The sequence below is a fragment of the Pseudomonas sp. N-137 genome (genome assembly GCF_034555295.1).
GTDB lineage: Bacteria > Pseudomonadota > Gammaproteobacteria > Pseudomonadales > Pseudomonadaceae > Aquipseudomonas > Aquipseudomonas rhizophila.
The window spans coordinates 146460-173042 of record NZ_JAXUDQ010000032.1 but is presented as its reverse complement, the minus strand read 5'-3'; the positions used below and the strand labels follow the sequence as shown (position 1 = coordinate 173042).

Annotated in this window: 27 protein-coding genes and 1 pseudogene; 14 read left to right on the top strand and 14 right to left on the bottom strand. The window is 56.8% G+C overall.

From position 1 onward, the window contains the following. Window positions 1–567 precede the first annotated feature (567 nt). The 7 genes from T3A99_RS27310 to T3A99_RS27280 all read left to right on the top strand — a co-directional run bounded on the left by T3A99_RS27310 (window position 568) and on the right by T3A99_RS27280 (window position 6629). On the top strand, window positions 568–1548 hold the full coding sequence (locus tag T3A99_RS27310; protein ID WP_322834985.1) for an integrase domain-containing protein: 981 nt from the start codon (window positions 568–570) through the stop codon (window positions 1546–1548). Then, complete coding sequence (locus T3A99_RS27305) at window positions 1545–1841, top strand: hypothetical protein (protein WP_322834984.1); 297 nt, start codon at window positions 1545–1547, stop codon at window positions 1839–1841. Before T3A99_RS27310 ends, T3A99_RS27305 begins: the two co-directional genes overlap by 4 nt. A gap of 438 nt (window positions 1842–2279) precedes the next feature. Then, window positions 2280–3041, top strand: a complete 762-nt coding sequence (locus T3A99_RS27300) for a 2OG-Fe dioxygenase family protein (protein ID WP_305387438.1) — start codon at window positions 2280–2282, stop codon at window positions 3039–3041. Window positions 3042–3077: 36 nt separating this feature from the next. Next, window positions 3078–3479, top strand: a complete 402-nt coding sequence (gene speD, locus T3A99_RS27295; protein WP_305387437.1) for an adenosylmethionine decarboxylase — start codon at window positions 3078–3080, stop codon at window positions 3477–3479. An 11-nt stretch (window positions 3480–3490) separates the two neighbouring features. After that, entirely contained in the window at window positions 3491–3940 is a 450-nt protein-coding gene (locus T3A99_RS27290) for an ester cyclase (RefSeq protein WP_322834983.1), read from the top strand. A 31-nt stretch (window positions 3941–3971) separates the two neighbouring features. Next, complete coding sequence (locus T3A99_RS27285) at window positions 3972–5150, top strand: aminotransferase class V-fold PLP-dependent enzyme (protein ID WP_322834982.1); 1179 nt, start codon at window positions 3972–3974, stop codon at window positions 5148–5150. Between the two features lie 24 nt (window positions 5151–5174). Then, on the top strand, window positions 5175–6629 hold the full coding sequence (locus T3A99_RS27280) for a glutamine synthetase family protein (RefSeq protein WP_305387434.1): 1455 nt from the start codon (window positions 5175–5177) through the stop codon (window positions 6627–6629). 42 nt (window positions 6630–6671) lie between these two features. Here the strand turns inward: T3A99_RS27280 and T3A99_RS27275 are convergent, their stop codons facing one another. Then, window positions 6672–7529 carry a DMT family transporter gene (locus T3A99_RS27275; protein ID WP_305387433.1) on the bottom strand — a complete coding sequence of 286 codons (858 nt, stop codon included), beginning with the start codon at window positions 7527–7529 and terminating at the stop codon, window positions 6672–6674. A 33-nt stretch (window positions 7530–7562) separates the two neighbouring features. Beyond that, entirely contained in the window at window positions 7563–8462 is a 900-nt protein-coding gene (locus tag T3A99_RS27270; protein WP_305387432.1) for a LysR family transcriptional regulator, read from the bottom strand. Window positions 8463–8608: 146 nt separating this feature from the next. On the opposite strand from T3A99_RS27270, the gene T3A99_RS27265 reads away from it, so the two are divergent. From T3A99_RS27265 to T3A99_RS27250, 4 genes are all read left to right on the top strand, one after another. Continuing rightward, window positions 8609–8746 carry a hypothetical protein gene (locus T3A99_RS27265; RefSeq protein WP_322835001.1) on the top strand — a complete coding sequence of 46 codons (138 nt, stop codon included), beginning with the start codon at window positions 8609–8611 and terminating at the stop codon, window positions 8744–8746. 807 nt (window positions 8747–9553) lie between these two features. Beyond that, entirely contained in the window at window positions 9554–9913 is a 360-nt protein-coding gene (locus T3A99_RS27260; RefSeq protein WP_047226882.1) for a toxin-antitoxin system TumE family protein, read from the top strand. After that, complete coding sequence (locus T3A99_RS27255) at window positions 9910–10260, top strand: transcriptional regulator (protein WP_107323072.1); 351 nt, start codon at window positions 9910–9912, stop codon at window positions 10258–10260. The genes T3A99_RS27260 and T3A99_RS27255 overlap by 4 nt, the downstream gene beginning before the upstream one ends. Window positions 10261–10883: 623 nt before the next feature. Further along, window positions 10884–11162 carry a DUF3077 domain-containing protein gene (locus T3A99_RS27250; RefSeq protein ID WP_047226879.1) on the top strand — a complete coding sequence of 93 codons (279 nt, stop codon included), beginning with the start codon at window positions 10884–10886 and terminating at the stop codon, window positions 11160–11162. A gap of 236 nt (window positions 11163–11398) precedes the next feature. On the opposite strand, the pseudogene T3A99_RS27245 reads toward T3A99_RS27250, so the two are convergent. Next, window positions 11399–11935 (bottom strand): annotated as a pseudogene (locus T3A99_RS27245) (dihydrofolate reductase family protein). A 233-nt stretch (window positions 11936–12168) separates the two neighbouring features. On the opposite strand from T3A99_RS27245, the gene T3A99_RS27240 reads away from it, so the two are divergent. Further along, entirely contained in the window at window positions 12169–13776 is a 1608-nt protein-coding gene (locus T3A99_RS27240; protein ID WP_322834981.1) for a methyl-accepting chemotaxis protein, read from the top strand. 144 nt (window positions 13777–13920) lie between these two features. Here the strand turns inward: T3A99_RS27240 and T3A99_RS27235 are convergent, their stop codons facing one another. Both T3A99_RS27235 and T3A99_RS27230 read right to left on the bottom strand, forming a co-directional pair. Then, the gene (locus T3A99_RS27235; RefSeq protein ID WP_047226876.1) at window positions 13921–14598 is read right to left on the bottom strand and encodes an RES family NAD+ phosphorylase; all 678 of its coding nucleotides are present in this window, start codon (window positions 14596–14598) and stop codon (window positions 13921–13923) included. Further along, a complete protein-coding gene (locus T3A99_RS27230) occupies window positions 14598–15008 on the bottom strand; it encodes an MbcA/ParS/Xre antitoxin family protein (RefSeq protein WP_047226875.1) in 411 nt (136 codons plus the stop codon). Before T3A99_RS27230 ends, T3A99_RS27235 begins: the two co-directional genes overlap by 1 nt. A 354-nt stretch (window positions 15009–15362) precedes the next feature. Here T3A99_RS27230 and T3A99_RS27225 point away from each other — a divergent pair, with 354 nt between their 5' ends. Further along, on the top strand, window positions 15363–16289 hold the full coding sequence (locus tag T3A99_RS27225; RefSeq protein WP_047226874.1) for a LysR family transcriptional regulator: 927 nt from the start codon (window positions 15363–15365) through the stop codon (window positions 16287–16289). Here the strand turns inward: T3A99_RS27225 and T3A99_RS27220 are convergent. The 9 genes from T3A99_RS27220 to T3A99_RS27180 all read right to left on the bottom strand — a co-directional run bounded on the left by T3A99_RS27220 (window position 16206) and on the right by T3A99_RS27180 (window position 25867). Next, on the bottom strand, window positions 16206–16523 hold the full coding sequence (locus T3A99_RS27220; RefSeq protein ID WP_047226873.1) for an AzlD domain-containing protein: 318 nt from the start codon (window positions 16521–16523) through the stop codon (window positions 16206–16208). The genes T3A99_RS27225 and T3A99_RS27220 overlap by 84 nt on opposite strands. Continuing rightward, a complete protein-coding gene (locus tag T3A99_RS27215) occupies window positions 16502–17215 on the bottom strand; it encodes an AzlC family ABC transporter permease (RefSeq protein ID WP_047226872.1) in 714 nt (237 codons plus the stop codon). Before T3A99_RS27215 ends, T3A99_RS27220 begins: the two co-directional genes overlap by 22 nt. Then, window positions 17212–17649, bottom strand: coding sequence for a GNAT family N-acetyltransferase (locus tag T3A99_RS27210; protein ID WP_171061302.1), 438 nt, complete (start codon window positions 17647–17649; stop codon window positions 17212–17214). The genes T3A99_RS27215 and T3A99_RS27210 overlap by 4 nt, the downstream gene beginning before the upstream one ends. Window positions 17650–17662: 13 nt before the next feature. Beyond that, window positions 17663–18409, bottom strand: a complete 747-nt coding sequence (locus T3A99_RS27205) for a 2OG-Fe dioxygenase family protein (RefSeq protein ID WP_047226871.1) — start codon at window positions 18407–18409, stop codon at window positions 17663–17665. 233 nt (window positions 18410–18642) lie between these two features. Further along, complete coding sequence (locus T3A99_RS27200) at window positions 18643–19929, bottom strand: OprD family porin (RefSeq protein ID WP_322834980.1); 1287 nt, start codon at window positions 19927–19929, stop codon at window positions 18643–18645. A gap of 339 nt (window positions 19930–20268) precedes the next feature. Then, entirely contained in the window at window positions 20269–20472 is a 204-nt protein-coding gene (locus T3A99_RS27195) for a hypothetical protein (protein ID WP_047226869.1), read from the bottom strand. Between the two features lie 245 nt (window positions 20473–20717). After that, window positions 20718–21824, bottom strand: coding sequence for an agmatine deiminase (aguA, locus tag T3A99_RS27190; protein ID WP_322834979.1), 1107 nt, complete (start codon window positions 21822–21824; stop codon window positions 20718–20720). Between the two features lie 3 nt (window positions 21825–21827). Next, window positions 21828–22706 (bottom strand): N-carbamoylputrescine amidase, encoded by an 879-nt coding sequence (aguB, locus tag T3A99_RS27185; protein WP_322834978.1) that lies wholly within the window; start codon window positions 22704–22706, stop codon window positions 21828–21830. 248 nt (window positions 22707–22954) lie between these two features. After that, complete coding sequence (locus T3A99_RS27180) at window positions 22955–25867, bottom strand: aminotransferase (RefSeq protein WP_322834977.1); 2913 nt, start codon at window positions 25865–25867, stop codon at window positions 22955–22957. A 152-nt stretch (window positions 25868–26019) separates the two neighbouring features. On the opposite strand from T3A99_RS27180, the gene rfbC reads away from it, so the two are divergent. Then, window positions 26020–26568: a dTDP-4-dehydrorhamnose 3,5-epimerase gene (gene rfbC, locus T3A99_RS27175; protein WP_274090789.1), complete on the top strand. Its 549-nt coding sequence runs from the start codon at window positions 26020–26022 to the stop codon at window positions 26566–26568. Window positions 26569–26583 lie beyond the last annotated feature (15 nt).

The window sequence follows — 26583 nt, the reverse complement described above, 5'->3', positions numbered from 1 at the left end:
GATGGATGCCTACTTTTACCAGTGTGCCCGCTGCGGCAACTCATCCCCTTTCATAGCTGCCCTGCAGCAACCTATCCGCTTGGCCATTTCATTGCGCCAACCTGCGCCCGTCTCTTTCTTCCGGAAAGAGACGGGCGCTCCTACCGCTGCTGCAGCCCAACTCGTACAAGGCATTGCGGCATTCCCCCTCGTGACAATCGGCGTGACAAACACCAATGTCACCAGCAACAGCGATGCAGATGATGGTGCCGCAGCCCAAGGAAATGGACTGCACCTGACTGACAGTCAGGCATGCCCCTGTCATCGCATCACTGCATTCTCTCACTCAGGATCTCGCCGCGCCGGTCTCGTCAGCCAGTGCAGCCTCCACCCGCCCACTTCCTCAGAAGTGTTCAGGAGGCCAGATCATGAGATGCCCAAGCTCCCGGTCGTAAAGAGCCGCCAATCCCGCGTTAGTGGACAACCCTCACAGGTCGCAGGGGCCTTGATCCCTGATAACACTCAACATTCGTGGCGGGATGACGTGGGGAAGGTTTCAAAGGTTTTGGCTTCGAGAGGAGATTGATCATGGCATTGGTAGGCAGACGGGATGGGCGGAATTTTGGCTATGGCCGGCAATTGAGTTATGCCGGGCCACAGGCGTTGCGCGATCTGTTTGGTGGCGGGCATTACGGCACGGTCAAGGCGCACAGTGATCGCTGGCAGGCGTTTGTACGCTGGTGTCGGTCGGAGGAAGGGCCGATGTTTAACGATGCGCGGCAGATTAATTGGCAGACCTTACTGGACTACGCCGAGCATCTGCGCCAACAAGTTGAACAAGGTGAGTTGGCCATCGCCACTGCGCAAAACCGGTTGTCCAGTGTGAATCGAACCATGGCGGCACTTCGCGGTGATCAGTATGTGAATGTGCCGAGTCCGAGCAAGGCGTTGGAAATGCAGCGCACCACCATCCGCACGACAGTTCCACAAGGCCAAGACCGCGAACACGTGCAGCGGATCGTCGACGTACTTTACGAACACCAGAAGCCGCGCGCCGCGGCCATCGCTCAGTTAGCGCGAGCCACCGGCATGCGCTTACGTGAGGCCATTTTGGCGGACCTACCCCGTCTAAAACGTGAAGCCAAGCAATTCGGTAAGATCAACATTCAGGACGGCACCAAAGGTGGCCGCTCGGGCGCATCAGCTCCTCGTTGGATTACGGTAGATGATCAGATTCGTGACGCGCTGAAGTTTGCCGATCAGGTCTCGCCCGACGGCAGCCGCAACCTGCTTGCACCGAACGAAAGCTACCTCGATTTCCAAAAGCGAATCGTCCGTCCAGCCCGGGACACCCTTCATGCGCACAACCTAAAAGGCTTCCACGAACTGCGGGCAGCCTATGCGTGCGAACGATATGAGCAAATCACCCAGCATCCTGCGCCCATCAACGGTGGCAGTTGCTACCAGCTCGACCGACGCCTCGATCAGGCGGCCCGAGACCAAATCAGCTATGAACTCGGGCATGGTCGTATCGACGTAGTATCGGCGTATATCGGGGGACGAGCATGAGCAAGCCATTCGATATGGAGCTGTTCCTGGCAAGCGTACTGACCGGGTCGCATGCCACACGCGAGCGTCACCTACGCCAAGCAAAGGCCATTCAAGCGGCGATGTCTAATCGCTGGCACCGTGACAATCCATGGACCTGGCAGCAAAAGCATCTCGACTGGTTTCTAAATCACCACCTAAACCGACGCACTGAATCGACGCGCTATTACTACCTGCTGACCACAAATCTGATCACTCTGCGCCTAGGAAAATCTTGGGATTTCAAACGCGGCCGAGTGCAATGCTGGCAATAGAAGCGCGGGGGTGGGCACACGCTTGAATAACCTGGATCTTGAAGGATTTGGAATGGGGCGCCCGGGGGCGCCGTAGCAATCACAAAACATCGGGGAATCTGTTTAGAAGGCCTATTGGAGCGAGAACACTCAGCATGCGGGGGTCGCTAGCTGACAAATAAGTACTTGCATGGAGCAAAAATATTAAACACTCAGTTTAATCCTATTGAAAAATCATAAGGCACTGTTTTTGTGATGTTTTTACTGCCCATGATTTTGTCGGTGGGCTTTTTTTGAGTAAGGGTGTTGACCAAACAATTGTAAGTTAGCCAGGATTGCTCGTGTACTAACGCATATTCTTTTTGGTATTAAAAGCGAGGTGAATAACCGGTTTTTGGGTTAAGGCCTCTAGTGCTGGCTTATGCAAATAAAATTATAAGACCAACAAAGGACTCAGAAATGGATCTCAAAGTATTTGATAAGGCTGTCGTGCCCGCTCGTCTTGGCATATTTGATCCGTCGATCTCGTTCTTGCACTCACAAGTTGCACTAAAACAACATACCCTGGATAAGCAGGATTCGCTGTACCAAGACTTTCTGAGGTTTCAGACCGATTTCGATAATTTGCCCCTCGACGAATATATGAAAGAGGGCGATACCTACCGTCGGCGTCGCTTTAATGAAGTGCTGCTTCGAGACGAAGGCGAGTGGATTTCGCTGACATTGAAACCGCTGCGAGGTTTTTATCAAGCCACCACAGTCAATGGCTATTCGGGCGGGGTCGATCGGATCTACCAGCCTCTTGAACTTTCGACGATCAGTAATCCGTTTCTGCATCAACTGATCGTCGATATGTACTTGCTCTTGCCTGCCGAGCGCAGGGGTGTTTCCCGGGTATGGGATATTGGTATCCACCTGTACCGGATTACCGCACAGCCTGATGCACCGGGCCATCCCGTGCCGGAAGGGCCACACCGTGACGGCCACGAGTTCACCTCCATTACTCTGGTGAACCGGCACAACGTAGAGGGCGGCGAGAGCCTGTTTTTCGACCAGACGGCCACTGTCCGGTTACGGCACACCTTGAAGAGCCCCCTTGAAACCGCGCTGTTTGACGACGCGAAAGGCTTGCACGATGTCACGCCCATCCACTGTCAGGACCAAGCGAGCATTGGGCTCAGGGACATTTGTGGCTTTTCCCTGAATCCGGTCAAGGAATAATGTTGGCTGCTATTCATTACTGTTTCAGGGGGAATTATGCAAAACAATGAATGTGTTGCCGCGAACTTGTATCTACTGTCGGATCAACTGGGTGTCTATGCCGGTAAACATCTATTGGTTGATTTATATGGTGCGCAAAATATCGATAATGTCGAGAGTGTCAGTCAAGCATTGGTTGCCGGGGTCAAGGCTGCCAGAGCGACCTTGCTGCATCAGTACTTCCATTACTTTACGCCCAATGGCGGAGTGTCCGGTGTGTGTGTACTTGCAGAGTCCCATATTTCTATCCATAGCTGGCCGGAATTTAACTATGCCGCGGTGGATATTTTTATGTGTGGCGATGCCGATCCGCACAAGGCGGTTGAAGTATTAAAACAATCATTCTCACCTTCGAAAGTGCTCGTTGATGAGATTCGTCGCGGTAAAAATATCCTCTAAGGAGTTGCATCATGTCGATTGATTTCGCTCGAGAAAAAATGCGTAACACCTATGTAAATATCTGGATTGGGGAAGTCTGGAACAAGGGCAATGTTAACTTTGTTGATTCGATTTTTCACCCTGACTTTGAAGATCATCGCCCCATTCCCCAGTTCCCTGGCAATGTCGAGGGTCATAAGTTGATGGCTGCCGACTGGCATCAGGCGTTCCCGGACGTGGTCTTCAACATTGAAGACGTGATCATCCAGGGGAATCTCCTTGCCGCTCGTTATGTCGCAGAGGGGACCCATACGGGGGTGATTCTTGGCATTCAGGGCACAGGCGTCCCGGTGAGCTTGACTGGGATAGACATCTTTGGCTTCGAGAACGGTCTGGTGCGCCATTGGTGGCATGAAGAGGATTTCGACACCTTTATCAAACCGATCCTGGCGGCTGATGCCGAACGAAAAAAAACGATCTAGGCCATATAGAACCCTGGGCATGGGAGTAATCATGGGTAACGAAGACATGTATCGCGCAACCGAAAAGGCCTACCGACGTGAGAAGTTCGTCATGCCCAAGGGCCTCACTTATTTGGCCGGCAACTCGTTGGGCCCCGCTGTCGCCTCAATCGCGGATCGCCTGGTGCACACCAGCAACGATCAATGGGGTCAGCACCTGGCAGGCGCCTGGAAGAAAAACGGGTGGCTGAGCGCCCCGGAGAACATTGGGGACAAGATTTCGGTGTTATTAGGCGCTGACCAGGGCACGACTCTGGTGTGCGACAGCACCTCAATCAATCTATTCAAACTCTTGAACGCGGCGCTGGCAGTCAATCCTCAACGCAAAGTCATACTGACGGACAATAGCAATTTTTCTACCGATCTCTACGTCGCCAAGAGCGTCGGCCTGATCCATCACGATGTCGAAGTTCGTATCGTGCCGCGGTCATCAATAGTCGATACCCTTGATCGGTCCATTGCTGTGTTGATGCTTTCCCATGTCGACTATCGCTCGGGGCAAGCCTATGACATGGCTTTGTTCAATGAAAAAGCCAGATCTTTGGGGACGTTGACGCTCTGGGACGTGTCCCACAGCGTGGGCATCATGGCGCTGGACTTCAACAGCAGCGGTGTCGATATGGCGGTGGGCTGCGGGTACAAATACTTGAATGGCGGCCCGGGTGCCCCAGCCTTCGTTTACGTCAAAACAGACCTCCAGAATAGACTAAGCAACCCGATTCAAGGGTGGTTGGGGCATGCCGCCCCCTTTGTCTTTAGTGACGATTACGTGCCGGCCAGTGGGATCAAGCGCTTGCAGGTCGGAACGCCCACCACCTTTTCCCTGGTCGCGTTGGAGGAGGGCGTGGATCTGCTGCTGGAGGCTGGAATACAGCTTGTCGAGCACGACAGCCGGGAGCTGTTTGATACCTTCATGGCAGCGCTCGAACTCCATGTGCGCAAAGGGAGAGTCAACCTCTTGCACGATGTTCAGCGCAGCAACGTCAGCGGTCATATCGGTTTTAAGGTCAAGGACGCCGAGGCGCTGCACCATAGCTTGATGGCGGAAAATATCGTGACGGAATATCGCTATCCGGATCTGCTGCGTATCGCCTTCAATCCGCTCTACACGTCTCTGGATGACCTGCAGCAAACAGCTGAAAAACTAAATTATTTGCTAAGCCGGCACTGAATTCAGTTAAGGGAGGATGGATCTATGGAGCATGAAGTATTCAGGGACTCGCCGGAGCGAAAAGACAACCTGCTCAGGGCCAGGGAATACATTGAGAAAAACGGTATCCAATACGTTTATATGCAGTTTTCCTCCATCACCGGACGCCTTCAGGGCAAGGGGATTCCGGCCAAGCACTTTGTCGAGATCTGTGAGAAAGGCTTCTCCATGGTGTACGGAGCCACGGTGAATGTGGCGCTGGATCGATTCGGCAATTACCTGGGCTATCCACCCAACGCCTCGGAACTGCTGGCCTACCCTGAACCTGAGACGCTGGTTCAGTTGCCGTGGGATAAACGCGTCGCACGGGTGTTCTGCACCCTGTTTCGCAACCCAAGGGACCGGGACTTTCCGGGCCAGCGACTCGACGCTGACTGCCGGGGTAACCTGCGGGCTATTCATCAAGCCTTTCAAGCCAGTCATGGCCTGCAACTGCGGGCCGGGATGGAACCTGAAATGATGTGGCTGCGCAAACTGGAGGGCGAGCACCAGTACGTGGGCGTGACCGATCCGCGCTGTTATCACATCGGTCAGTTTGAAACCTTGCGCCCGGTGTATATGAAAGTCCTGGAGTATGCCGAGGCCATGGGCCTGGATATGATTCAAGGTGATCATGAAGATGCGCCGGGTCAACTGGAGCTTAATTTTGCCTTCGACGATGTGCTCGACAGTTGCGACCGACTGATGACCTACCGGCAAATCTGTCATCAGGTCGCGCAAGAGTTCGATCTGGTGGCCTGCTTTCTACCCAAGCCGTTTTCCGGGGTATCGGGTTCCGGGTGCCACTTTAATTTGTCGTTATGGGACGGTGGGCGGAAGGTGTTTCGCGAGGGTGTGTTTGCCCGGAAATATGGAATGGAAGAGGTCTATTGCCATTATGAAGGCGGCAATAACCTGTTTCTGCCGAGCGCAAGCGATTCGGGCCTCACCGATATTGGGAAGTACGCGATTGGCGGCATCCAGAAACACCTTAAGGCTTTAACCGCCATTGCCGCGCCCACGGTCAATTCCTACAAGCGTCTGTGGGAAACCGGTTTCTGGGCGCCGGTACGGGCCAATTGGGGTTACCAGAACCGTACCTGCGCGATTCGAGTTTCCGCGCCGGACCGGGTGGAGTACCGAACCGCCGATGCCATTGTCAATCCGTACCTCATGGCTGGTGCATTGTTGAAGGCAATCGACGATGGCCTGTCCAACCAACATGAACCGGGCCCGGCAACGGACGCTGACAGCTATTCGGATCATCCCGCTGCTACGGCCTTCGTCCCCCGAAACCTCGGGCAAGCGTTGGAAGCACTAGATAACGACCCCGTGGTGTTATCAGCCCTTCCCGGCGACATGAGTAATTTGTTCCGCAAGATCAAAATGAATGAGTGGGATGAGTTCCTAGCCACCGTCACCCGTTGGGATTTCGACACCTACTTGGATCACACGCCCTAACAGCCTTGTCCCCGACATGGGCGAGTACTCTTGTCGGGATACTTAGTTCTTTTGCTCGATCCGGAAGGCCAGATAATTTGAGGCGAAAATAATCAAGGCTCCGACTAATACCCAGATTTCAAGGCTCTCGCCATAGAGAAAAAATCCCACCACGGCAATGAGCGGCACCCTGAAAAAATCAATCGGTATGGCAATGGACGCGTCCATGACGCTCAGTGCTTTGGCCATGGCGAAGTGCGCGCTTAAACCCGTTACACCTAACAACAAAATCCATGGGGTGCATTCGAGCGTAGGTGTTCGCCATTGTGCAAGAGATAGCACAAAGCCCAAGGGCAACTGTAGAAGCACCATCCAGCTCACGATGATGGCGGGGCTGCTGGTCAACGTCAGTTTTTTTACCATGATGATGGACGTTGCATAACCGACAGCGGCTAGCAGAACGATAAGCGCTGCGGGTTCAATAGTGTCAAAGCCAGGCCTCAGAACGACCAGCACGCCGATAAAACCGCCGATGGCGGCGAGCATCCTGGCGGCGGAGAGCCTTTCTTTCAAGAATAAGAATGCCAGCAGGGAAACCCATATCGGGGTGGTGAACTCCAGGGCAAAGACCTTAACCAACGGAAGCGACGCCACGCCAACGGTCCAGGCATATTGTCCGGCGAAATGAACCACATTCCTGCCGACCTGCAGACCCAAGTCCAGCGCCTGCCTGAGTTGAGCGCGCTGTTTGTAAATAACCGGAGAAATAATGATCAGTCCGACAAAGGACCTGAAGAACAGGATCTCGAAGATCGACATGAACACGGAAAGCTCTCTGGAGGCGACGGCCATGCCAATGAATGAGAGCAGGCTCGCTACCATCCATAATGCTCCAATTAACGACAGTTTTACTTGATGCATTTGCGATCCTTTTTTACTCAGTCATTGCTCTTGTTATCCATGATGAACGGTGCCCAGTTTGGCGACCAGATAATCAATAAAACGGCGAGCCTTTAACGGCAATTTTATGCAGCTAGAGTAAAGAACATTAACGGGTAGCACGGCAAGCTCATAGTTTGGAAATAACCGGATCAGTTTGTTGGCCTGGATATCGTCTTTTATCATCCAGGCTGGCAGGGCGGTTATCCCAAGAGAAAAAAGTGCCATTCGGTGAATTAACGTTAGCGAGTTCGAGCCATAGCGAATGGTGGGTTTTATGACAAACTGTTCTGTCCGACTTTTTCTTAGAATCCACTTTCCTTCTTTATAGAATTTTTCGTTGGTAATCCACGGCAGGGTATTAAGGCAGCTAATGTCCTCCAGGGAATGTTGTTCGGTGAACTCCGGACTCGCGATCAGATAGCTCTGGAATTCCGATATCTTTCGGTACTTGAATGACGAATCCTGGAGATTACCAAGGCAAATAGCTAGGTCGTGTTTTCCACTGGCAAGACTGGAAAGCGGCAGGCCGACATCATGGACGATTTTTAACTGAGGATATAACTTCGAGAATTCGGCGATGATCGGCACAATAAAACGTGAGCCATACTCCCTGGGTGATACAACCCGCAGTACGCCGCAGACGTGCTCTGATTCGCCTTTCAAGGTTTCAATTGAGCAGTCGATTCTCTGTTTGATGTCGATAAAGTCATCGTAGAAACGCTGTCCGGCTTCTGTTATGGCCAACGACCGAGTGGTTCTGCTGATTAAGGTTGTGCCCAGGGAAAGCTCAAGCTCTTTGATGTGAACACTGACCATACTGGTACTAATATTGAGCTGCGCTGCCGCACGGGAAAACGATTTGAATTCGGCAACTTTGAGGTAAGCAAGAACCCTATTGTAGTTAAAGTCCATTGTCGCTCCAGTCCTTGGATCGTTGAGTTTGCAGTTAGCTAGTGCTCGACACCATGTACCGTACAATACACATTGACAATTGGTGTAGCAATCATACTCCGGCGTCAGGATAGTTGTCGCCTCGGGGGGGCGAAAAGAGTCTGGTCGTGCCGTACTTTTCAGCTGAACGCAAAGCCGCATTACTCAAGACTGCTTCCCTCGCTGAGCCCCTGGGCTGGGAGGTTTACGAGGAGGAAAGCTGCGAGAAAACCGCTGCGCTACTGCAACGCAGCGTGATCGGCTAGCAGTGTTTACGCGAACCGCTTGTGCTGCACTCGGACAACGGAGCGCGGGAGTCAATGCCATCATAAGGGTAGATTTTGAGATAAGCCTGAGCCCATAGCGTTTATAAAACACTAATTATCAGCAAGTTATGGCTTGCTTCGACTCCTGGTGCCGCACCATACAAAACAAAGCCCTCGCAGAAATGCGAGGGCTTTGTTGTTTCTGCACGCCCACTTTTCTGTGGGAGCGAGCCTGCTCGCGATGAGGCCATCACCGCCACCGACACTCTGCCATACAGACGCAAGCTCGCTCCGTCCGCCCCAGATGCGTTAATCCCGGACACACAATTTCTAACCCCGCCAGCATGGCGCCACGATTGTCCCCTATCCAATCGACCGCTACCTTCCAACTGTCGCTGCCAATTCAGCGACCGGGCGTAAGAAACCCGAAGTACATCAAGGCGTATCAGCTGCGCCTCGCTTACTAATGCTGGCGTTTTTTGTGTCTGCGATATGCGTTATGGCGGCTTTGCGCGGGACGCCTTCGAGTGTGCGGGAGCCTTGATTCCCGGTTTTCCTACCCGTGCATGGCCGCCACCCAATCCCGGACAAGTACGGGGACAGGCCACGATTCCTAGCTGAAATGAATATGCAGACGCCAAATTAAGCGTGATCTGTCCCCGTTTTACCTTCCTGGGGCACCTGCGCTGCCAATGCAGGGATTGCGCAAGGCAGGCTGCGTGGGCAACCTAGAGGGTTGCGACGAGAGGACTGAGTGAACCTGCTTCCTACCTTGACGTTTTATCAACAGATGATAAGGTTTGTGACATGCAAAGGGACTATGGGCTCGACACATTACTGAGCCTGCACCAAGAAATTTTGGCTCAGGAGGGTGGCTACTGGGCCAAGATCGAGGCCTACCAGGTTGAGCCTTCTGAGCATATCCCGCATGGGATTAAATACTCGCTCACCCTGCATGATCGAGGTGGAACCAGGGTGCTTGGTTATGACAATGCCCACTTGGTGAAGCCCGCCAAGTTCAAATATGCGGGCCAGGTCCTACCCTACGACCATAAGCATCGGTCGAGCACGGATAAGGGCGTGCCCTATGAATTCAAAGACGCTCAGCAGTTGCTACGGGATTTTTTCGCAGACGTTGACCGTGTGTTGGAGCAGGTGAAGAAATGAAAACATTAAAGATTGGCATCATGTCGCAAGCGCAGATGCGTGCCCGTGTATTGGCGATTGCCTGTGGCGAGTACAAGCCCAAGGCAACCGAGCCCAAAATTTGGTTCCCGTCCATGAAGTCGCTGGCCGAGGTGCTGAGTGACGAAAACCGGGCGCTGCTCAAGCTCATCAAAGAAACTCAGCCGGAATCTCTGACCTCGTTGGCCGAGGCTACTGGGCGAAAGGTAAGCAACCTGTCGCGGACGCTAAAAACCATGTCTGGTTACGGGCTTGTTGAAATGAAGCGCGAGAATAATCACGTCAGGCCGATTGCCAAGGCCACGGAATTTCATATCATCGCGGCCTGAGTTTCCAGGCAGACGCCCCCCGCACGACGGAGGGACCCAGGACCTATTCGAGTACCTTCTTTTTATTCTGAACACGCTTGATCCTTTATTTTAAAGGGTTCTGCGCATTGTGTTTTACTCCTGGTGCCGCACCATACAAAAACGAAGCCCTCGCAGAAATGCGAGGGCTTTGTTGTTTCTGCACGTCCACTTTCAATCCACACACTGAATACTGTGGGAGCGAGCCTGCTCGCGATGAGGCCATCACCACCGACATTCTGCTATACAGACGCAAGCTCGCTCCGTCCGCCCCAGATGCGTTAATCCCAGACACATAATTTCTAGCCCCGCCAGCATGGCGCCACGATTGTCCCCTATCCAATCGACCGCTACCCTCCAACTATCGCTGCCAATTCAGCGACCGGGCGTAGGAAACCCGAAGTAAATCAAGGCGTATCAGCTGCGCCTCGCTTACTATTGCAGGCGCTTTTTTTGTGTCTGCGATATGCGTTATGGCGGCTGTGCGCGGGACACCTTCGGGTGTGCCGGGTGCCTTGATTCCCGGTTTTCCTACCCCGTGCATGGCCGCCACCCAATCCCGTAGGAAAGGAAGGTTGCGGCTCTCACAGTCAAGGAGCCAGACAATGCCAAACCCGCAAGACCTCAAAACCCCAGGCCTAACCCCCTTCTCCTACCACTCCGACCGTCCCCTCTTCCGCGTCAACAGCGGCATTCCCATCGGCGAAGCCTTATCCCACGCCTCCGACCTGCTCCACGTTGCCAAGCTCTTGGCCGAGGACGCGGCGATGATTCGCAGCACGGATCGGTACGCCTGGGCGTCGTGTTATTTGCAGGATATGAGCAAAGCCGTCATCGATGACGTGGTGAAGGTGCTGGAGGCGCCGGGGAGTCATTCTGCTTAAGAGCCGCGGGGGCAATGCTGCTCCAAGGGGGCAGCATTGAATTGTATTTGCAGGAGCGGATTAAAGAAGGGCAGCTTCGCAGCCCAACGGGAGCAAGCTCCCTCGCCACGGGGGCTACGGACAGAGCACGATTACCGGCTGCAATGAGTAGGCGGACACTAAATCAACCATGGTCTGTCCCCCGTTTTCCTACGAGAACGCTCTGGCGCTGCGGGCCTAATACCCACGCAAGCGCATCATGTCGCCAAGCGATAGGTAGACTGCACCAACCCCGAAGCAAACCAGCGGCTGGATACCAGTTTCAGATCTACGTCCTGCCCAAGAGCCCCGAACAATGGCCTTCCGGAGCCGATCAGCACAGGTACAGTGGTAATCACCATGTCGGTGATTAATCCATCGCGCAGGAATGACTGCACCACCTGTCCGCCATCGACATAGACCCGACGTACGCCTTGTCACGTCAGTTCCTCCATCACGTCCTTGGGCGCGAGGCTAGAGAACCGGAGCTTGCCCTTCAGCGCTTCGGGCACTGGCGCATCCAACAGGCTTTCAGACAGCACCACCACGGGGCGCTCGTAGAACCAGGTGTCGAAGGTCCGGACCTTCTCATAGGTTCCGCGCCCCATCACGATCACGTCCTTGTCAGCGATGAAGTCTGAGTAGCCATGGTCCTCGGTTTGATCATCGCGCTGTAAAAGCCAGTCGATGTCACCGTCGGGCCTGGCGATGAAGCCATCCAGGCTGGTGGCGATGAAAACATGTGCAGTGGCCATCAGGATCTCCTTATTCATACGGGGTATTTCGATGCCCGGCGTCGAGAAACACCTGCTGGCATTGATCATCCATTGTGCAATCGCTCCCATCGCTTGTCTTCGGGCCCGCAGGTCGTTGGCGTTATCGGCAAGCGGGCGTGAGCGCCCGAAGCAATCAAAGCGAACCTCCGAGCGCTCCGCCGGCCCTCAACTACACTTGCCCTGAAATCCCGCCCCCTCTGGAGTAGTAGGCGATGAAGATCAGGACCAAGATCATAGGCTCGGGGTTGATCAGCCTTTTCTTTGCCCTCGTGCTCGGCGGTATCGGGTTGTGGGGCTATATCAGCATGACCAGCGCCCTGGCGCGTAGCGAGACCAGTATTTCGGCCATGCGCAAGCACATGGAGGCGGACATGATGCACGACGCCATTCGTGGCGATGTGTTGGCCGCTTTGCTGGTGGCGCCGGGGGATGCCGCGGGAGCCAAGGAGGTGAGGGAGGCGTTCGATGAGCATGCGCAACGGATGCGCAAGGTCATCGCCGAGAATGCCGAGGCCCAGTTGCCGCAAGCGATCGCTCAGGCTATTACCGAGCTGAAGCCGCAAGTGGAAACCTATATTGCATCGGCTCAGCAGGTGATCGCTAAGGCGTTGGAGGGTGCCCAGGATGGCCGGGCGCTGCGGACGGAGTTCGACGGGGCGTTTTCGGCGCTGGAGGAGCGTAACGAGGTGGTGAGTGAGTTGATCGAGAGCCAGGCCCATGCCACCCGCGAGCATCAGGACCACAGCATTCAAACGTCGGAGCGCTGGTTGGTTTTCACATTGCTGGCCACCTGTGTGGCGTTGGCGCTGTTGTCCTGGAGCCTGCTCAAGGCGGTGCTCACGCCGCTAAACAAGATCATCCTCAATACCCAGGCTATTTCCCAAGGGGATTTGCAGCGCTCGATGGGGGCTCAAAGCAAGGATGAGCTGGGTCAGTTGCAGGGTGTGATCGAGCAGATGCAGGTCAATCTGCGGCAAATGATCGCCACGATCCGCAGCCAGAGTGACGAGTTGCATGGCACGTCGCGCGTATTGGGCGATACGGCGCGGCAGATTGTGTCCAGCGCCGATCAGCAGGCTCAGAGCGCCACCAGCATGGCGGCGAGCATGGAGCAGATGATGGCGAACATCAGCCAGATCCATCAGCACGCCGACAGCGCCCGGACGATTTCAGCGCAGTCCGAACAACTGGCCAGCAGCGGCGGGCAAGTGATTCTTGGGGTGGTAGAGGGCATGAGCCGGATCGCCGAGGTGGTCAATCAGTCGTCCAGCAAGATCACCGCGCTGGATGCGTCGTCCGAAGACATTCATTCCATCATTCAGGTGATCAAGAGCATCGCTGAGCAAACCAACCTGCTGGCCCTCAACGCCGCCATCGAAGCCGCCCGCGCCGGTGAGGCGGGGCGCGGCTTTGCGGTGGTGGCCGATGAGGTGCGTAACCTGGCGGCGCGCACCACCCAGTCCACTCAGGAAATCACCGCAATGATCGAGCGCATCCAGACCAGCGCCCGGGATGCGGTGGCGAACATGCAGGCTTGCGTCAGCCGCGTGGACGAAGGCGTCTCACTGGCCCAGCAGGCCGGGGTGTCCATCAGCGAAATCCGCACCGGCGCCCGGCATGCGGCAGAAGTGGTGGAGGAAATTTCCCAGACCATTGCCGAACAATCGAAGGCCAGCGATGAAATGGCTCAGAGGGTGGAGTCGATTGCCGCGCAGTCCCGCGAGAACACCCGCTCGATTCACAACCTGACGCAAACAGCGGATCAATTGAACGATGCGGCGGGGTCGATGCAGTCTTCGGTGCAGCAGTTCAAGATTTGATCAATCGGCCGGACCCACTTTTGTGGCGAGGCCGCTTGCTCTCGCTCGGCTGTGTAGCAGCCCGTGCTTTCAATACTCGCGAATTATTGAAAATTTTGGCTGGGCAATAATTATTGCCCAGCCAAAACACCCTAAAGACCTGACTCACACCTCGCTCACCTCAAACACAAACGAAATCTCCCGCTTCTGGGCGCTCCAGACGTAACGGATATGCTTGCCCTGCACCGGAATCGAAACCGCCGGTGGGCGAAACGCCGCCACGCATTCGTGGCCGGGCAGGCGGACGCTGTTGTACAGCAAGCCCCAGGACAAGGTTTCGCGCAGTTGCCGGGCGAACACCTGGGACGGACCGTAGGCGGTGGGGTCCGGGTCGTGCAGGTGCGGGTAGTCCTGGCGGATGTCGTGCAGCGGCTTGATGACCTTGTTGACGTAAGTGCGCATGGTCAATTCCAGATCCGGCTCGTTGGTCGCTCCGAGGAATCGCGCCTGGTGGTAGCAGGTCTCGGCAATGGCCGCTTCCTGGCTGCTGGCGGCGTAGTAGACGCCGAAGGTGCCGTCACTGAAGCGGCTGCTTTTGCCGATATGGGTAAACGCGGCCATCACCGGCGAGGAGCCGGGCCCGGAAATGCGGTCCTCGGGGCGTACCCGGGACAGCACCCCGGCTTCTTCCATGAGCCTATCGTTGGTCAGTGCTTCCAGGGCATACGCGGTGGGCAAGTCCTCGGGATCGAGCACGTCTTCGAACAGCGCAATCGGTGGGAAGCTGCTGTTGACGATCCGGTAGGCACGCTTCCATTGCGGGTCCGCTAGTGGTGGCGTCATCAACCGCGCACTCCGTCGAGGTAACGCCGCACGTCGGCAATGTCCACCACCCGCCCGGCAAGCATGTAGGCCAGTGCCGACTGGCCGTTGAAGGGCGCAGCGGTATTAGGGCTGTTGACCCACTGGTAAGCGCGGTCCCGGCTGTTGCTGAAGATGATGCTCAGCGCCTTGTGAATACCCATGAGGTAGGAAATGCGCTCCAGTGTGTCGTGAGGCAGCCTGACGTTTTCCGGTAATTGCTTGTACTTATAGAAAGTCGTGTTGCCTACCTTGCCCAGCAATGTGCGCTGCTGCTCGACACTGCAGCCCCACAACGCCATGAGATTGAAGAAAAACTTCAACGCGACCCGACCCGCGTCCGGGGAGTCCAATTGTTGCTGCGCGTTGAGGGTGATGGAGGAGGTTGCCATAAAATTTGGGCTCCATTGGTAGGGGGTGACACCTAGAGAGTAGTACAAATACGGATAAATTATTATTTTTTATTCGCAAACGGATTTTTACCACCCTCTACCTGAACCATTCAGCAAGCTGTGTGCAGGAATTTTCTCTGCTCCAGCCACTTACGGACTCGCTGACCGCCCCGATTACCGTTGATCAGGCAAAAAACCCAAATCCCGCATAAGCTCCAACCATCGTCTGCCGGAGCTTTTCGCCACAAAACCGCGACAACCGTGGCAAGGTACATGATGATAGCCGGCATGCACTGCCTGACCGGGCCAGGTGCACAACAATAGCGAGCCCACTTAAGCAGAGGGCATTACCTCATGGATAGCAGAACCTTACGCAACCTCATGCGCATCGTGCAGACCGGCTCCTTGTCGGCGGCGGCGGAACATTCGTGCCTCACGGTGCAGGCATTGGCGGCACAGTTGAACAAAGTTGAGGAGCAGTTCGGCTTCCGGTTGTTCCGGCGGTCGAACAAGGGCCTGACGTTGACGAGCCAAGGCTCGGAACTGACGCCGTTCATGGATCAGGTGCTGGTTGCCACGCGGCAGTTGGAAGAGAAGGTCGCGGCGCTGAAGACGCCTCGGCAGCGCACGCTGAGAGTGGCGCTCAATACCACGCTGCCGGCGGAGTTCAACCGGCGGATGATCGATCGGCTGATCGCCGTGTTTCCCCAGTATCAGTTGGAGTTCAGCTACGCCGAGTCGATGGAGAACCTGAGCAAGCTCAAGAACGAAGATTTTGACCTGGCGATCCTGATCGGTCCGCAGCAGAGCGGCTTTTCCAGCATCACAATGCCGGACGTCCAGGTGCAGGTGGTCGGCGCCCATTGTGGCGAAGAGGACGACTCCCTCGGTTTGCTCGGCGATAAGTTTCAGGTGCGTCCGGCCGAGGAATGTCCGTATTCCCACAGTTTCCTTCGCTTCCTGGATGCCGGCCTGGGCGAGTACGGCTCGAGTCAGCGGATGGTGTATTCCTGCAGTGAAACGCTGACATTGTCGTTGATTACCCAACTCGATGGCCTGGGGCTGGTGTCCCGGGAAGCGGCGCTGCGTAACGACTTGACGATTTTCCCGGACTTCGAGGATTTCCTCGAGGTCCGCCTGGCGGTGAATAATCCAGAGTTGTCCGGCCAGGCGCTGCACGATGTTGTGGACCTGACGCTAAAGGAACGAACCGAGCGCGATGTACGCCGCCGTGCCCACCGCCACACTGAGAAACAGGTTGCGGCTGAAATACGCACATAACAGCGTCGGAATCGCGGCATAGAATTCCGGGCGGTCGAGTTGTATCTGCTGATCCTTGATCAACAACGGGGTGAGGCTGATGGCAGCGACGATCGCCACCGGCAGGTATTCCAGGGCGCGGGCGACGAACGGTGGCCAGTTTTCAGTATTGACCTGCAACGGCAGGGCCCGTGGCAGAAAGGTCACCGCCATCATCAGGGCCACGACCAGGATCAGGAACGTTTGGTCAGGCATACGCCCACCCCGCAGCCAACGAACGTGGCAATGAAGACATTGAACGGCGAGCTGCCCAGCAGGCTCAGCCCGCCCATGCAGACGACCGCCGCCAGGGCAGCGATCAGTTTGTTACGGGTATTGCACAGCGAAACCAGCACGTAGAGCATCATCGCGGTCAAGGCGTAGTCGAGCTGGTATTTGATCAGGTGCGCCGCGTATTGCGCACACACCGCTCCCAACAGGCCACCCAGCACCCAGGAGGTGTGGCAAAAGAGGTTGAAGCCGATCAGGTAACGCACGCTGACCGGCGCACCGGTGCCGAGCTTGACGCTGTGGAAAGCGAATGACTCGTCCGTGAGCCCCGCCGCGTAGCACCAGCGCTCGAAACGACTGAGCCCCAGCGCACGCAATGCCTTGGCCATGTAGACCGACATCAGCATGTGTCGCGCGTTGATCAGGAAGGTGGTGAGCACGATAGTGGTCAGCGATGCTCCACTGGAAATCAACGCCAGCGCCGCAAATTGCGAAGCGCCCGCGTAAACGAACAGGCACATCGCCACCGGCAGCCACAAGGGCAACCCGGCGTTGACCGCCATCAGACCGAACACAAACGAAACCGTAAAATAACCCGCTACCACCGGACTGGCTTCAGCAAAGGTACGCGAGGCTTGTGGTTCGACCACCAGCGGCTGGCTGGAAGTCTTGCTCATAGATCCCTCTCGAAAGTGATTTCACCCCGAGGCTCACAAAAGCCTTGGGCTGCCCAAAACCGTTTGCCGGCCAGATTAGCATCGTCGACGAACAGGAACATGCGCAGTACGCCGACCCGTTTCATGTCGGCCGATGCAGCCTCCACCAGACGCTGGCCCAGGCCTCGGGTTCGATGCCCCGGGCTAACGGCCAAGTGATTGATGGTGCCACGGGTGCCGAGCATGCCGCCAATCACCGCCCCCACCACTTCACCGCTGACATCGACGGCCAGGTACGCGGTGGTGGTGTCCTGCAACAACACCCCGCGCAAGAATCGGGCATCCTGCCACTCGCAGAACGACACTTCGTCGAAACCGCGAAAAAACTGCTCCAGTCGTTCGGCGTCCCTGACCATTGCCCGGCGCAACAGAACCTGTTGCTCCAGATCGTCCATGGGTTCGAGCTGTTCAGCGAACAATGTCGAAAGCGGTCCCGGGCCGCGAGAAGGAAATCGCCAGGATCTGCCTGAAAGCCATTTCATGGCTGTGGACGTTCCGGGCCGGGGTGACGTAATGGCGCATGTCGCGGTCGAGGAAAAACGTGGTGTCGAGAATGTCCTCGTAGGTAATCGCCGCCAGTTGTTCTTCCTGGGCGGTGTACAGACGACTCTCTGCGCCGGCCACATTATGACGGCCCCAGAAGTGCACGCCGCTGAACGGATACCCGTCGCAATGGATCCCTTCAGGGGTGATTTCCAGTTGCTTGCCCGGCTTGATCTCGATACGGATCTGGTGGATCTGGCACTGCCAGATTTCCTCGTGCAGCTCCTGGGGAAGGACGTTCTTGTACACCTCAAAGTCCGTGTCGATCAGACTGCGCATCACCGGTGAGTTGATCACTTCGTTGGAAAAGTCCTGGAAGTGCCGCTCCAGTCCACCGACATAGCTGTTGTTGGCCTTGGACTGAATGTAGGCCCGATGCTCGAGCTGCGTAAGGTCGCGGGTCCTGGGGTTGTATTCGAAGTCGCTATAGCGGCGAAAACGCATGCCTGACTCGGCCTGGCCGTAGTAGCTGTCGGGCTCCATGTTTTCCCAGCTCTTGGTCAGCCGGACAAAGTCGCCGAAATGACCGTAGAGATTGAAGTCTCCACCGCGGACGTTGACGTATTTGTCACGCCTCAGCGCTTCGCCTACTTCCCTGTTCAGAACGATCATTTTTCATAGGTCTCCACTGCATTGAGCAGCCTAATCTAGTAGGTACAGGATTTACGTCCATGAGAAAGTATTTGAGGCATTTCAAGCCATGCTTGAAACGGTGGACAATGTTTCATTAGTACGACTTTTTCTCGGGAAAACAGACTGTTCCAACGTTTTTTTTGCCGTCCAAAGAAAAAACCCCGAGTTTGCGCTCGGGGTTTTTCATCAGACGCTTGTAACGTGATCAGGCATCAGAAGACGCTGATCGGATAATCCACGAACACCCGCAGCTCATTGCCGCTGACGTTGTACTCGCTGGATTTCTGCGAAACACGCAGGAAGGAACTGCGCAACCGCACGCTCAGGTCTTTGGCGGGACCGTTCTGGACTACGTACTTGAACTGGTTGAAGATCTCGCGCTCGGTGCCACCTTCGCTGGTGGAGGTGGTGATGTTATCGCCACGCACATAAGCCACGTTATACGTCAGACCGGGAACCCCGAACGTGGTGAAATCCAGGCCATAACCCAGTTGCCAGCTGCGCTCGTCTTCAGCATTGAAGTCGGACCAGTAGGAGTTGGCCAGGTAGATCGTATTGCCGCCGTCCCCTACACGATTCTGCCCGCGCTGATAACCGCCATAGGCGTAGCCCAGGTTGCTGTCACCAGTGCTGCGCTGGTGAGCGAGGGTGAAACTGTGCGGGCCGGTGGCGAAGGTGGCGGCCAGGCTCCAGATCTTGTTGTCGTCGCCGGTAACGTTGTTTTCGCGAACATAGCTGTTGTCCAGCTTGGTGCGATAGCCGTTGAAGTCCAGGGTCAGGGATTGATCCTCGGCCAGCGGGAATACGTAGTTGGCGTTCACGTACTGCTTCTTCAACACGTCCTCGACATCCGAGGCGTAGAGCGAAGCCTTGAACTGCTCGGTGAACTGATAGCTGCCGCCCAATACGTTGATCGACTTCAGGCCACCGCTGTCACGACCCTCGGCGCTTTTGCGCGACTCGGCGGTGAAACGTCCAGCGTTCAGCTCCAGGCCCTTGATCTCTTTGGAGGTGATCAGCGTGCCGGTGTAGCTTTCCGGCAGCAGGCGCGAGTTGTCGTAGCTCAGCACCGGCAACGCCGGCATCTGGTCACCGTAGGCCAACACAGTATTGGAAACACGGAATTTGACCGCCGCACCAAACTTGGACAGGTCATCGGCCGCGTTGCCGCTGTCGCCTTGCTTGAAGAAGTCGATGCCGCCCGCACCGCTGCGACCTTTGCCGCCATCCAGACGCAGCGCGTACAGTCCGAAGGCGTCCACCCCTACACCGACAGTGCCTTGGGTAAAGCCGGACGAGAACGTTCCGATGGCGGCCTGCCCCCATTCGGCTTTGTCTTCATTACCGTTTTTGTAGTCGCGATTGATATAGGCGTTGCGTAACAGCACGTTCAGGCTGCTGTCCTCAACGAACCCCTTGGACTCAGCCTGGTCGCTGGCCATGGCATATGTCGTGTTTAAAATCCCCAGTGCGATCAGAGCAATGCGCTTGTTCAACATGATTATTTTCCTTATACGGGTTGATACGCACTGCGACGGCAGCCGAAACGGCGCTTTTGCGCTCTTTTTCGGACTCTTGCTCCTGAAAATAATGAAAAGGCCCGCCCACGAATGATCGTGGCGGGCCTTTTTATTATTTAAGAGTCATGGCTGTTAGCCACAGGCGTGGACGAATCCTAGTCCCGCCTTCAATGATGTGTCAATTTCGTGAATCGTCTGTAATCAGGCGAAAAACTTCTAAAAACAACCTTCAAATGGGCTCAGTGTTCAACACAGAACCATCAGCCACAAAAAAAGCGCTGCCATCCTGGCCAGCGCCTTTTCTCAATCCGTCGAATTCTATCCTTGCATCACGTCCCACAGTGCTTCCAGCTCAGCCTCGCTGAACAGGCCATCCGGGTAGCGTTCCATGATCATCCGACGCGGGTCGGGTTCTCTGGTCTGACGCGTTCCGTTGGACTTCAACCACTGTGCCAAAGCTTTAAGCGACTCACCATTGACAACGGCCAAGGGATGGTATGTGCGCTCGCTTATCATATTCATTCCAGCGCCCTCTCCTGGTTGATGAGCGGCCAATTTATCCAAGGTTTATGACAAAACAACTCAGCTCCGCTCCCCAGAACTGCCGGGATACAGATACAAGAGCTATGCCAATGTGCCTGCACTGCCGATCTGCAGACATAAAAAAGCCCGCATCCCCAATCAGGCCGCGGGCCAAAGCAAAATGGATCCAAAAAGCCCGGCGCAGAGCTGCCGCCAGCGCTATTACCTGGCTGTTACATCACCACTCATTTTGTGCGCGGCGCAGGCTGTTGTTGGGTAAGGCAGTGGATGTTTCCGCCCCCCAGTAACAGTTCGCGCCCCGGCACCATGACCACTTCGTGCTCTGGAAAAAGCCCTTGCAGAAGCGCCTTCGCCGGGCCATCCAGTGGATCGTCGAAACTCGGTGCGATGATGCCGCCGTTGACGATCAGGAAATTCACGTAGGAACCGGCCAACCGCACGGTCGGATTGCGCTCCTGGGAACCCTGCACCGCGTCCACGCCGGCGCATTCCTCTTCAGTGGCATACAACGGCCCCGGAATTGGCATTTTGTGCACTGTGAACGGGCGTCCCTTGGCGTCAGTGCTGTTTTGCAGGACGTCCATCGCGGCGTGGCAGCGGGCGTAGTTCGGGTCCTGCGGGTCATCGGTCCAGGCCAGCAATACTTCGCCAGGGCGCACGTAGCAGCAGAAGTTATCCACATGCCCGTCGGTTTCGTCGTTGAACAGGCCGTCCGGCAGCCAGATGATCTTGTCCACCGCCAACTGCGCGCTGAGCACCGCCTCGATGTCTTCGCGGCTCAAGTGCGGGTTGCGATTGCGGTTGAGCAGGCATTCCTCGGTGGTGATCAGGGTGCCCTCGCCATCGACGTGGATTGAGCCGCCCTCAAGCACGAAGCCTTCGGTGCGGTAACGCGGGCTACGTTCGATCTCGAGAATCTTGCTGGCCACTTGCGAATCCCGGTTCCACGGCGTGTACAGGCCACCGTCAAACCCACCCCAGGCGTTGAAATCCCAGTCGACGCCGCGCACTTCGCCACTGTCATTGATGACAAACGTCGGGCCGGTGTCCCGGACCCAGGCATCGTCGCTGGACATTTCTACCACGCGGATATTCGGCACATCGAGATGCGCCCGGGCATTTTCGTATTGGTTCGCGGACACCGCCACGGTCACCGGTTCGAAGCGGGCGATGGCTTTGGCGACCGCCACATGAGCGGCCTGCGCGGGCTTGCCGCCCAGGCGCCAGTTGTCAGGGCGCTCGGGCCAGACCATCCAGACCTGGGTCTGGGGTGCCCACTCGGCAGGCATGTGGAAACCATCCGCGCGGGGAGTGCTGTGCAACGTTGTCATAAATCAGGACTCCAGTGAGCCATCGAGGGTTTTGATCGAGCCGTACAGGTCCGCACGACGATCACGAAAAGTGCCCCAGGCACTGCGAATGTGTTCCAGCTCGTCCAGGTCAAAGCTGTGCACCAGCACGCCTTCTTCGGTTTCGTTCAATTCCTGGACCTTTTCACCGAACTGATTGGCGATGAACGAGGAGCCGTAGAACGTGATGTCGTAGCCATCTTGCTCTTCGTTGCCGATGCGGTTGCTGGCCACCAGCGGCATTACGTTCGCGCCGGCATGGCCTTGTTGCACGCGCTGCCAGTGATCGCGGGACGAAATGCTCTTGTCGTGCGGCTCGCTGCCAATGGCGGTCGGGTAAAACAGGATTTCCGCACCTTGCAGCGCCATGCTGCGGGCGCACTCGGGAAACCACTGGTCCCAGCAGATGCCCACGCCGATCCTGGCGTAGCGGGTATTCCAGACCTTGAAACCGGTATCGCCAGGGTTGAAATAGTACTTCTCATGGTAGCCAGGCCCGTCCGGGATGTGACTCTTGCGGTATACCCCCAGGTTACGGCCGTCGGCATCAATGATCGCAATACTGTTGAAACGCGCACGAGCGGCCCGTTCAAAAAAGCTGATGGGCAAGACGACCTGAAGCTCCCTGGCGACTTTCTGAAAATGCCTGATGGCGACGTTATCTTCGACCGGAGTCGCCAATTGCAGGTAGTCCGGGTTGGGCTTCTGGCAAAAGTACGGCGTCTCGAACAACTCCTGAAGCAGAATGATCTGCGCCCCTTTGGCAGCGGCCTCGCGAACCTGCTGTTCAGCGATCTCGATATTGGCCTCCAGGTCCCAGGAACAGGCCATCTGGGTGGCGGCAACGGTGACGATACGACTCATGAAGGGAGCTCCAGAGCATGTGTGGTGTCGACTTTATAACCGATAAAAATCGACTTTAGAAGCGATACATATTTAATAACACACGCCAGTCGCAAAAAACACCGACAAAAATCGAACTATCGACCGCGCAAAACCTTGTGGGAGCGAGCCTGCTCGCAATGCGATCCCCCATCTGACATCGCTGCAGACGGGTTCACCACTATCGCGAGCAAGCCCGCTCCCACAGGGAAAGCGTTTGCCTCAGTTAGTCAAAGCCCCTCGTCCAACACCTTCACCAACATATCGACAAAGAAATCCACGCTCTGGCGGGTGGTGACCATCGGCGGTTTGATCTTGAGGATGTTCAGGTAGTCGCCGGTCGGTTGCATGAAAATACCCAGCTCCCGCAGGCGATTGCACAGCGCCGTGGTTTCTTCGGTGGCCGGCTCAAGGGTGTCGCGGTTGCGGATCAGTTCCACGCCCAGGTAAAAACCGGAGCCATGCACCGCACCGACCAACGGATATCGGTCGATCAAAGCTTGCAGGCGGGCCTTGAAATGCCCACCCACTGCCCTGGCGTTTTCCCACAGTTGTTCTTCTTCCATGACGTCCAGCACGGCCATGCCGATCTGGCAACTGACCGGGCTGCCGCCGGCTGACGAGAAGAAATACCCTTCTGCTTCCAGCGCCTCGGCGATTTCCCGACGGGTGATGACCGCTCCCAGCGGCTGGCCGTTACCCATGCCCTTGGCCATGGTGATGATGTCCGGTACTACATCCTGTTCTTCGAAGCCCCAGAAAAATTCGCCCATGCGCCCGTAGCCGACTTGCACTTCGTCAGCGATGCAGACGCCGCCGCGCTCGCGCACCAGCGCGTAGACCTGCTTCAGATACCCTGGCGGCAATGCAATCCCGCCAGCATTGCCGTACACCGGTTCGCAGATGAAGCCAGCGAGCTGGCGCTTGTGTTCGGCGATTTTTGCCAGGTTGTGCTCGACGCTGCGCAGGTAGTCCGGCGCGCTGTTGGGGCCGCGGAATTCACCGCGATAAGTGTTTGGCGCGGTCACCGGATGCACCCAATCCGGGCGACTGCTCAGGGCCTGAGGGTTGTCGGCAATGGACGTCGAGACCGCATCGGCCGCTACCGACCAGCCGTGATAGGCCTCCAGCACACTGAGCATGTCCCGGCCGCCGCTGTAGGCCCAGGCCAGGCGGATCGCCAGGTCGTTGGCCTCGGTGCCACTGTTGACCAGAAATACCCGATCCATGCCGGGCGGCGCCAGCGCCAGCAAGCGCTCGGAAAACTCGGCAATCGCGGCATAGTGAAAGCGGGAGTTGGTGTTGAGCAGCGACCACTGCCGGGCGGCCACCGCCGCCATGCGCGGATGCCCGTGCCCCAGTACCGCGACGTTGTTGAGCATGTCCAGGTAGGAGCGGCCCTGCATGTCGATCAGGTGATTGCGCCAGCCGCGCTCAATGCGCGGCGGATCAACGTAATAGTGCTTCTGCGAACGGGCAAAGCTCGCATCGCGACGGGCCAGCAACTGCTGGGGGTCGATCTCTGGCTCGGCATCGCAGGCCAGTCCCAGCAGCACCGCTGGTGAGGGGCAGAGCGCCTGCCAGGCCGGCGCCCTGGATGGCGTGCAGAACAACGGCGGATTGAGCTGAGCGCCGCGACACAACTGCACCCGCAACGGTCCATCGACTTCGCCCAAGACCTGGCCCTTGACCAGCGCAGCCCCGGAATGCAGCGGCGATGTCACGCCCCACAGCCGAATGCTCAGTTGCACGCTGTCCAGTTGCAACATGCCGTCGGCAGCCTTGTGCACCACCCCGGCGAACGGCGATTCCAGCGGCGTGCCCCGCGGCACCTGCAATTCTACGTGTAATGGATAAGTATCCGGTTCAACGGCGCTGTCCGGCCGAGTCCGAGACAATCGGTACTGCCCGTAGCGGCTGGCGGCCAATCCATGGACCGCGGCGGCTTCGCTCAGCAGACGCTGGTCGATCCCCTCCTGCTCCCAGTTACCGGCTTCGAAATGCGGGCTCAGGACACCCAGGTCGATCAGGGCGAACTCGCGGCCCACCAAGGTCGGCAACAGCGGCACAAAGCCTTCACTGGCAACGGGTGGCAGATGGTGGCCCACGGACGTGAGGATCGCCGCTTCCATCAGTTCGAACGGGACCGACTGAGCAATCCGGAAAATCTCCCACTCATGGTCCAGGTTGTCGCGGCTGTATTGATTTTCCGGGTCAATGGATACCTGCTGTTCACCGCTGAGCACCAGCACGGCAGCGCGGGCAACGATCAGCGGCCAAAGCGCCAGCAGCTCCTCATATTGCAGCGGGTTGAGCGCGTTGTAAGCCTTGATCGCCGGCAGGATGAAAAACGGATCGCCGTCGGCATGGTGCAACAAGGCTGCACAGGTCACCGACAGATCGGTAACGCGCCAGGTGCGGATCAGGTCGCCGAAGTCGATGACGCCCTGCAATTGCCATTGGCGCTGGGCATCGCGCTGCCAGACCACGTTGTCATCGGTGATGTCCATGTGGATCGCCTGCACCGGCAGGCTGGCCTTGAGCGGCTGCAAGCGGCGTTCGGCCTGTTGCGCCGCCTCGGCGATCAGGTTGCGTTCTTGATCATCGTCGATGACGGGCAGCAGATGGCCGACCAGTGCATTGGCGTGGCGGGCGTCCCATTGCAGGGTGCGCTCCAGGCCAGGGTGATCGAACGTGGCCAGCGCCAGGTCGATTTGTGCGCACAAGCGCCCCAGCCCCGTGACCAGTTCAGGTCCCCAATGGTTAAGCTGGGTGAGCGACTGGCCGTCGATGTACTCCAGCAGTCGCACATGAACCGCTTGCCCTGCGAGCTCCAGGGTCAACAGATCCTGGCCATTATTGGCGGCGATCACCCGCGGCACTTTTACCGCGCCGTGCTCGGCCAGGTGCTTGAGGGCGGCATGCTGGGCCTGGAGTTCCTGGACAGCGTAGTCACCATGGCAAATCTTCAGCACAAACCGTCCGCGCTCGCTGTCGACGCGATAGTTGAGGTCCTGCTGGCTGCCCAAGGGTCGCAGGTCACCGCTGAGTCCGTAATTCGAGCGCAGCAGCACCAGCGCCTGTTCGGCACTGATCTGTGGGCTTGGCAAACTGGCACGGTGAACCAACGTAGCGAGTGGCATACAACGACCCCAGAGGTGGTTTTATCGGATGTCTATCTCGCCATTGAGTCGGGGGATAAGCAACCCCTCTTTTTGCCTTGGGCTCGCGTCGGTCGCCGCTTTGGGCAAGAATAGCCTCCATTGTCATACTCACGCCTGCCGGAGAAACACATATGAATGTAATCGCCACCGACCTGCCCGGTGTTTTAATCGTTGAACCCAAGGTATTTGGTGACGAACGTGGCTTTTTTTATGAAAGTTTCAACGCCAAGGCATTCAAGGAGGCGACCGGCGTAGATACACAGTTCGTCCAAGACAACCACTCCCGTTCGCAGAAAGGCGTCTTGCGTGGTCTGCACTACCAGCTGCAAAACACCCAAGGCAAACTTGTGCGAGTCACCGCGGGTGAAGTGCTTGATGTCGCGGTGGACATCCGTCGCAGTTCGCCGCAGTTCGGCAAATGGGTAGCGGTCCGACTCTCGGCCGCTAACCACCGTCAACTATGGGTGCCGCAGGGATTCGCCCATGGTTTCGTGGTGTTAAGTGAATTCGCTGAATTTCTCTACAAGACCACTGACTACTACGATCCGACGTCTGAACGCAGTCTGTTGTGGAACGATCCGCAACTGGGCATCGACTGGCAACTGGGCGACATCATCCCGCGGCTGTCGGACAAGGACCAGGCAGCGTCAACACTCCAGCATGCCGACGTCTTCGCCTGATCGCAGACGCTAACG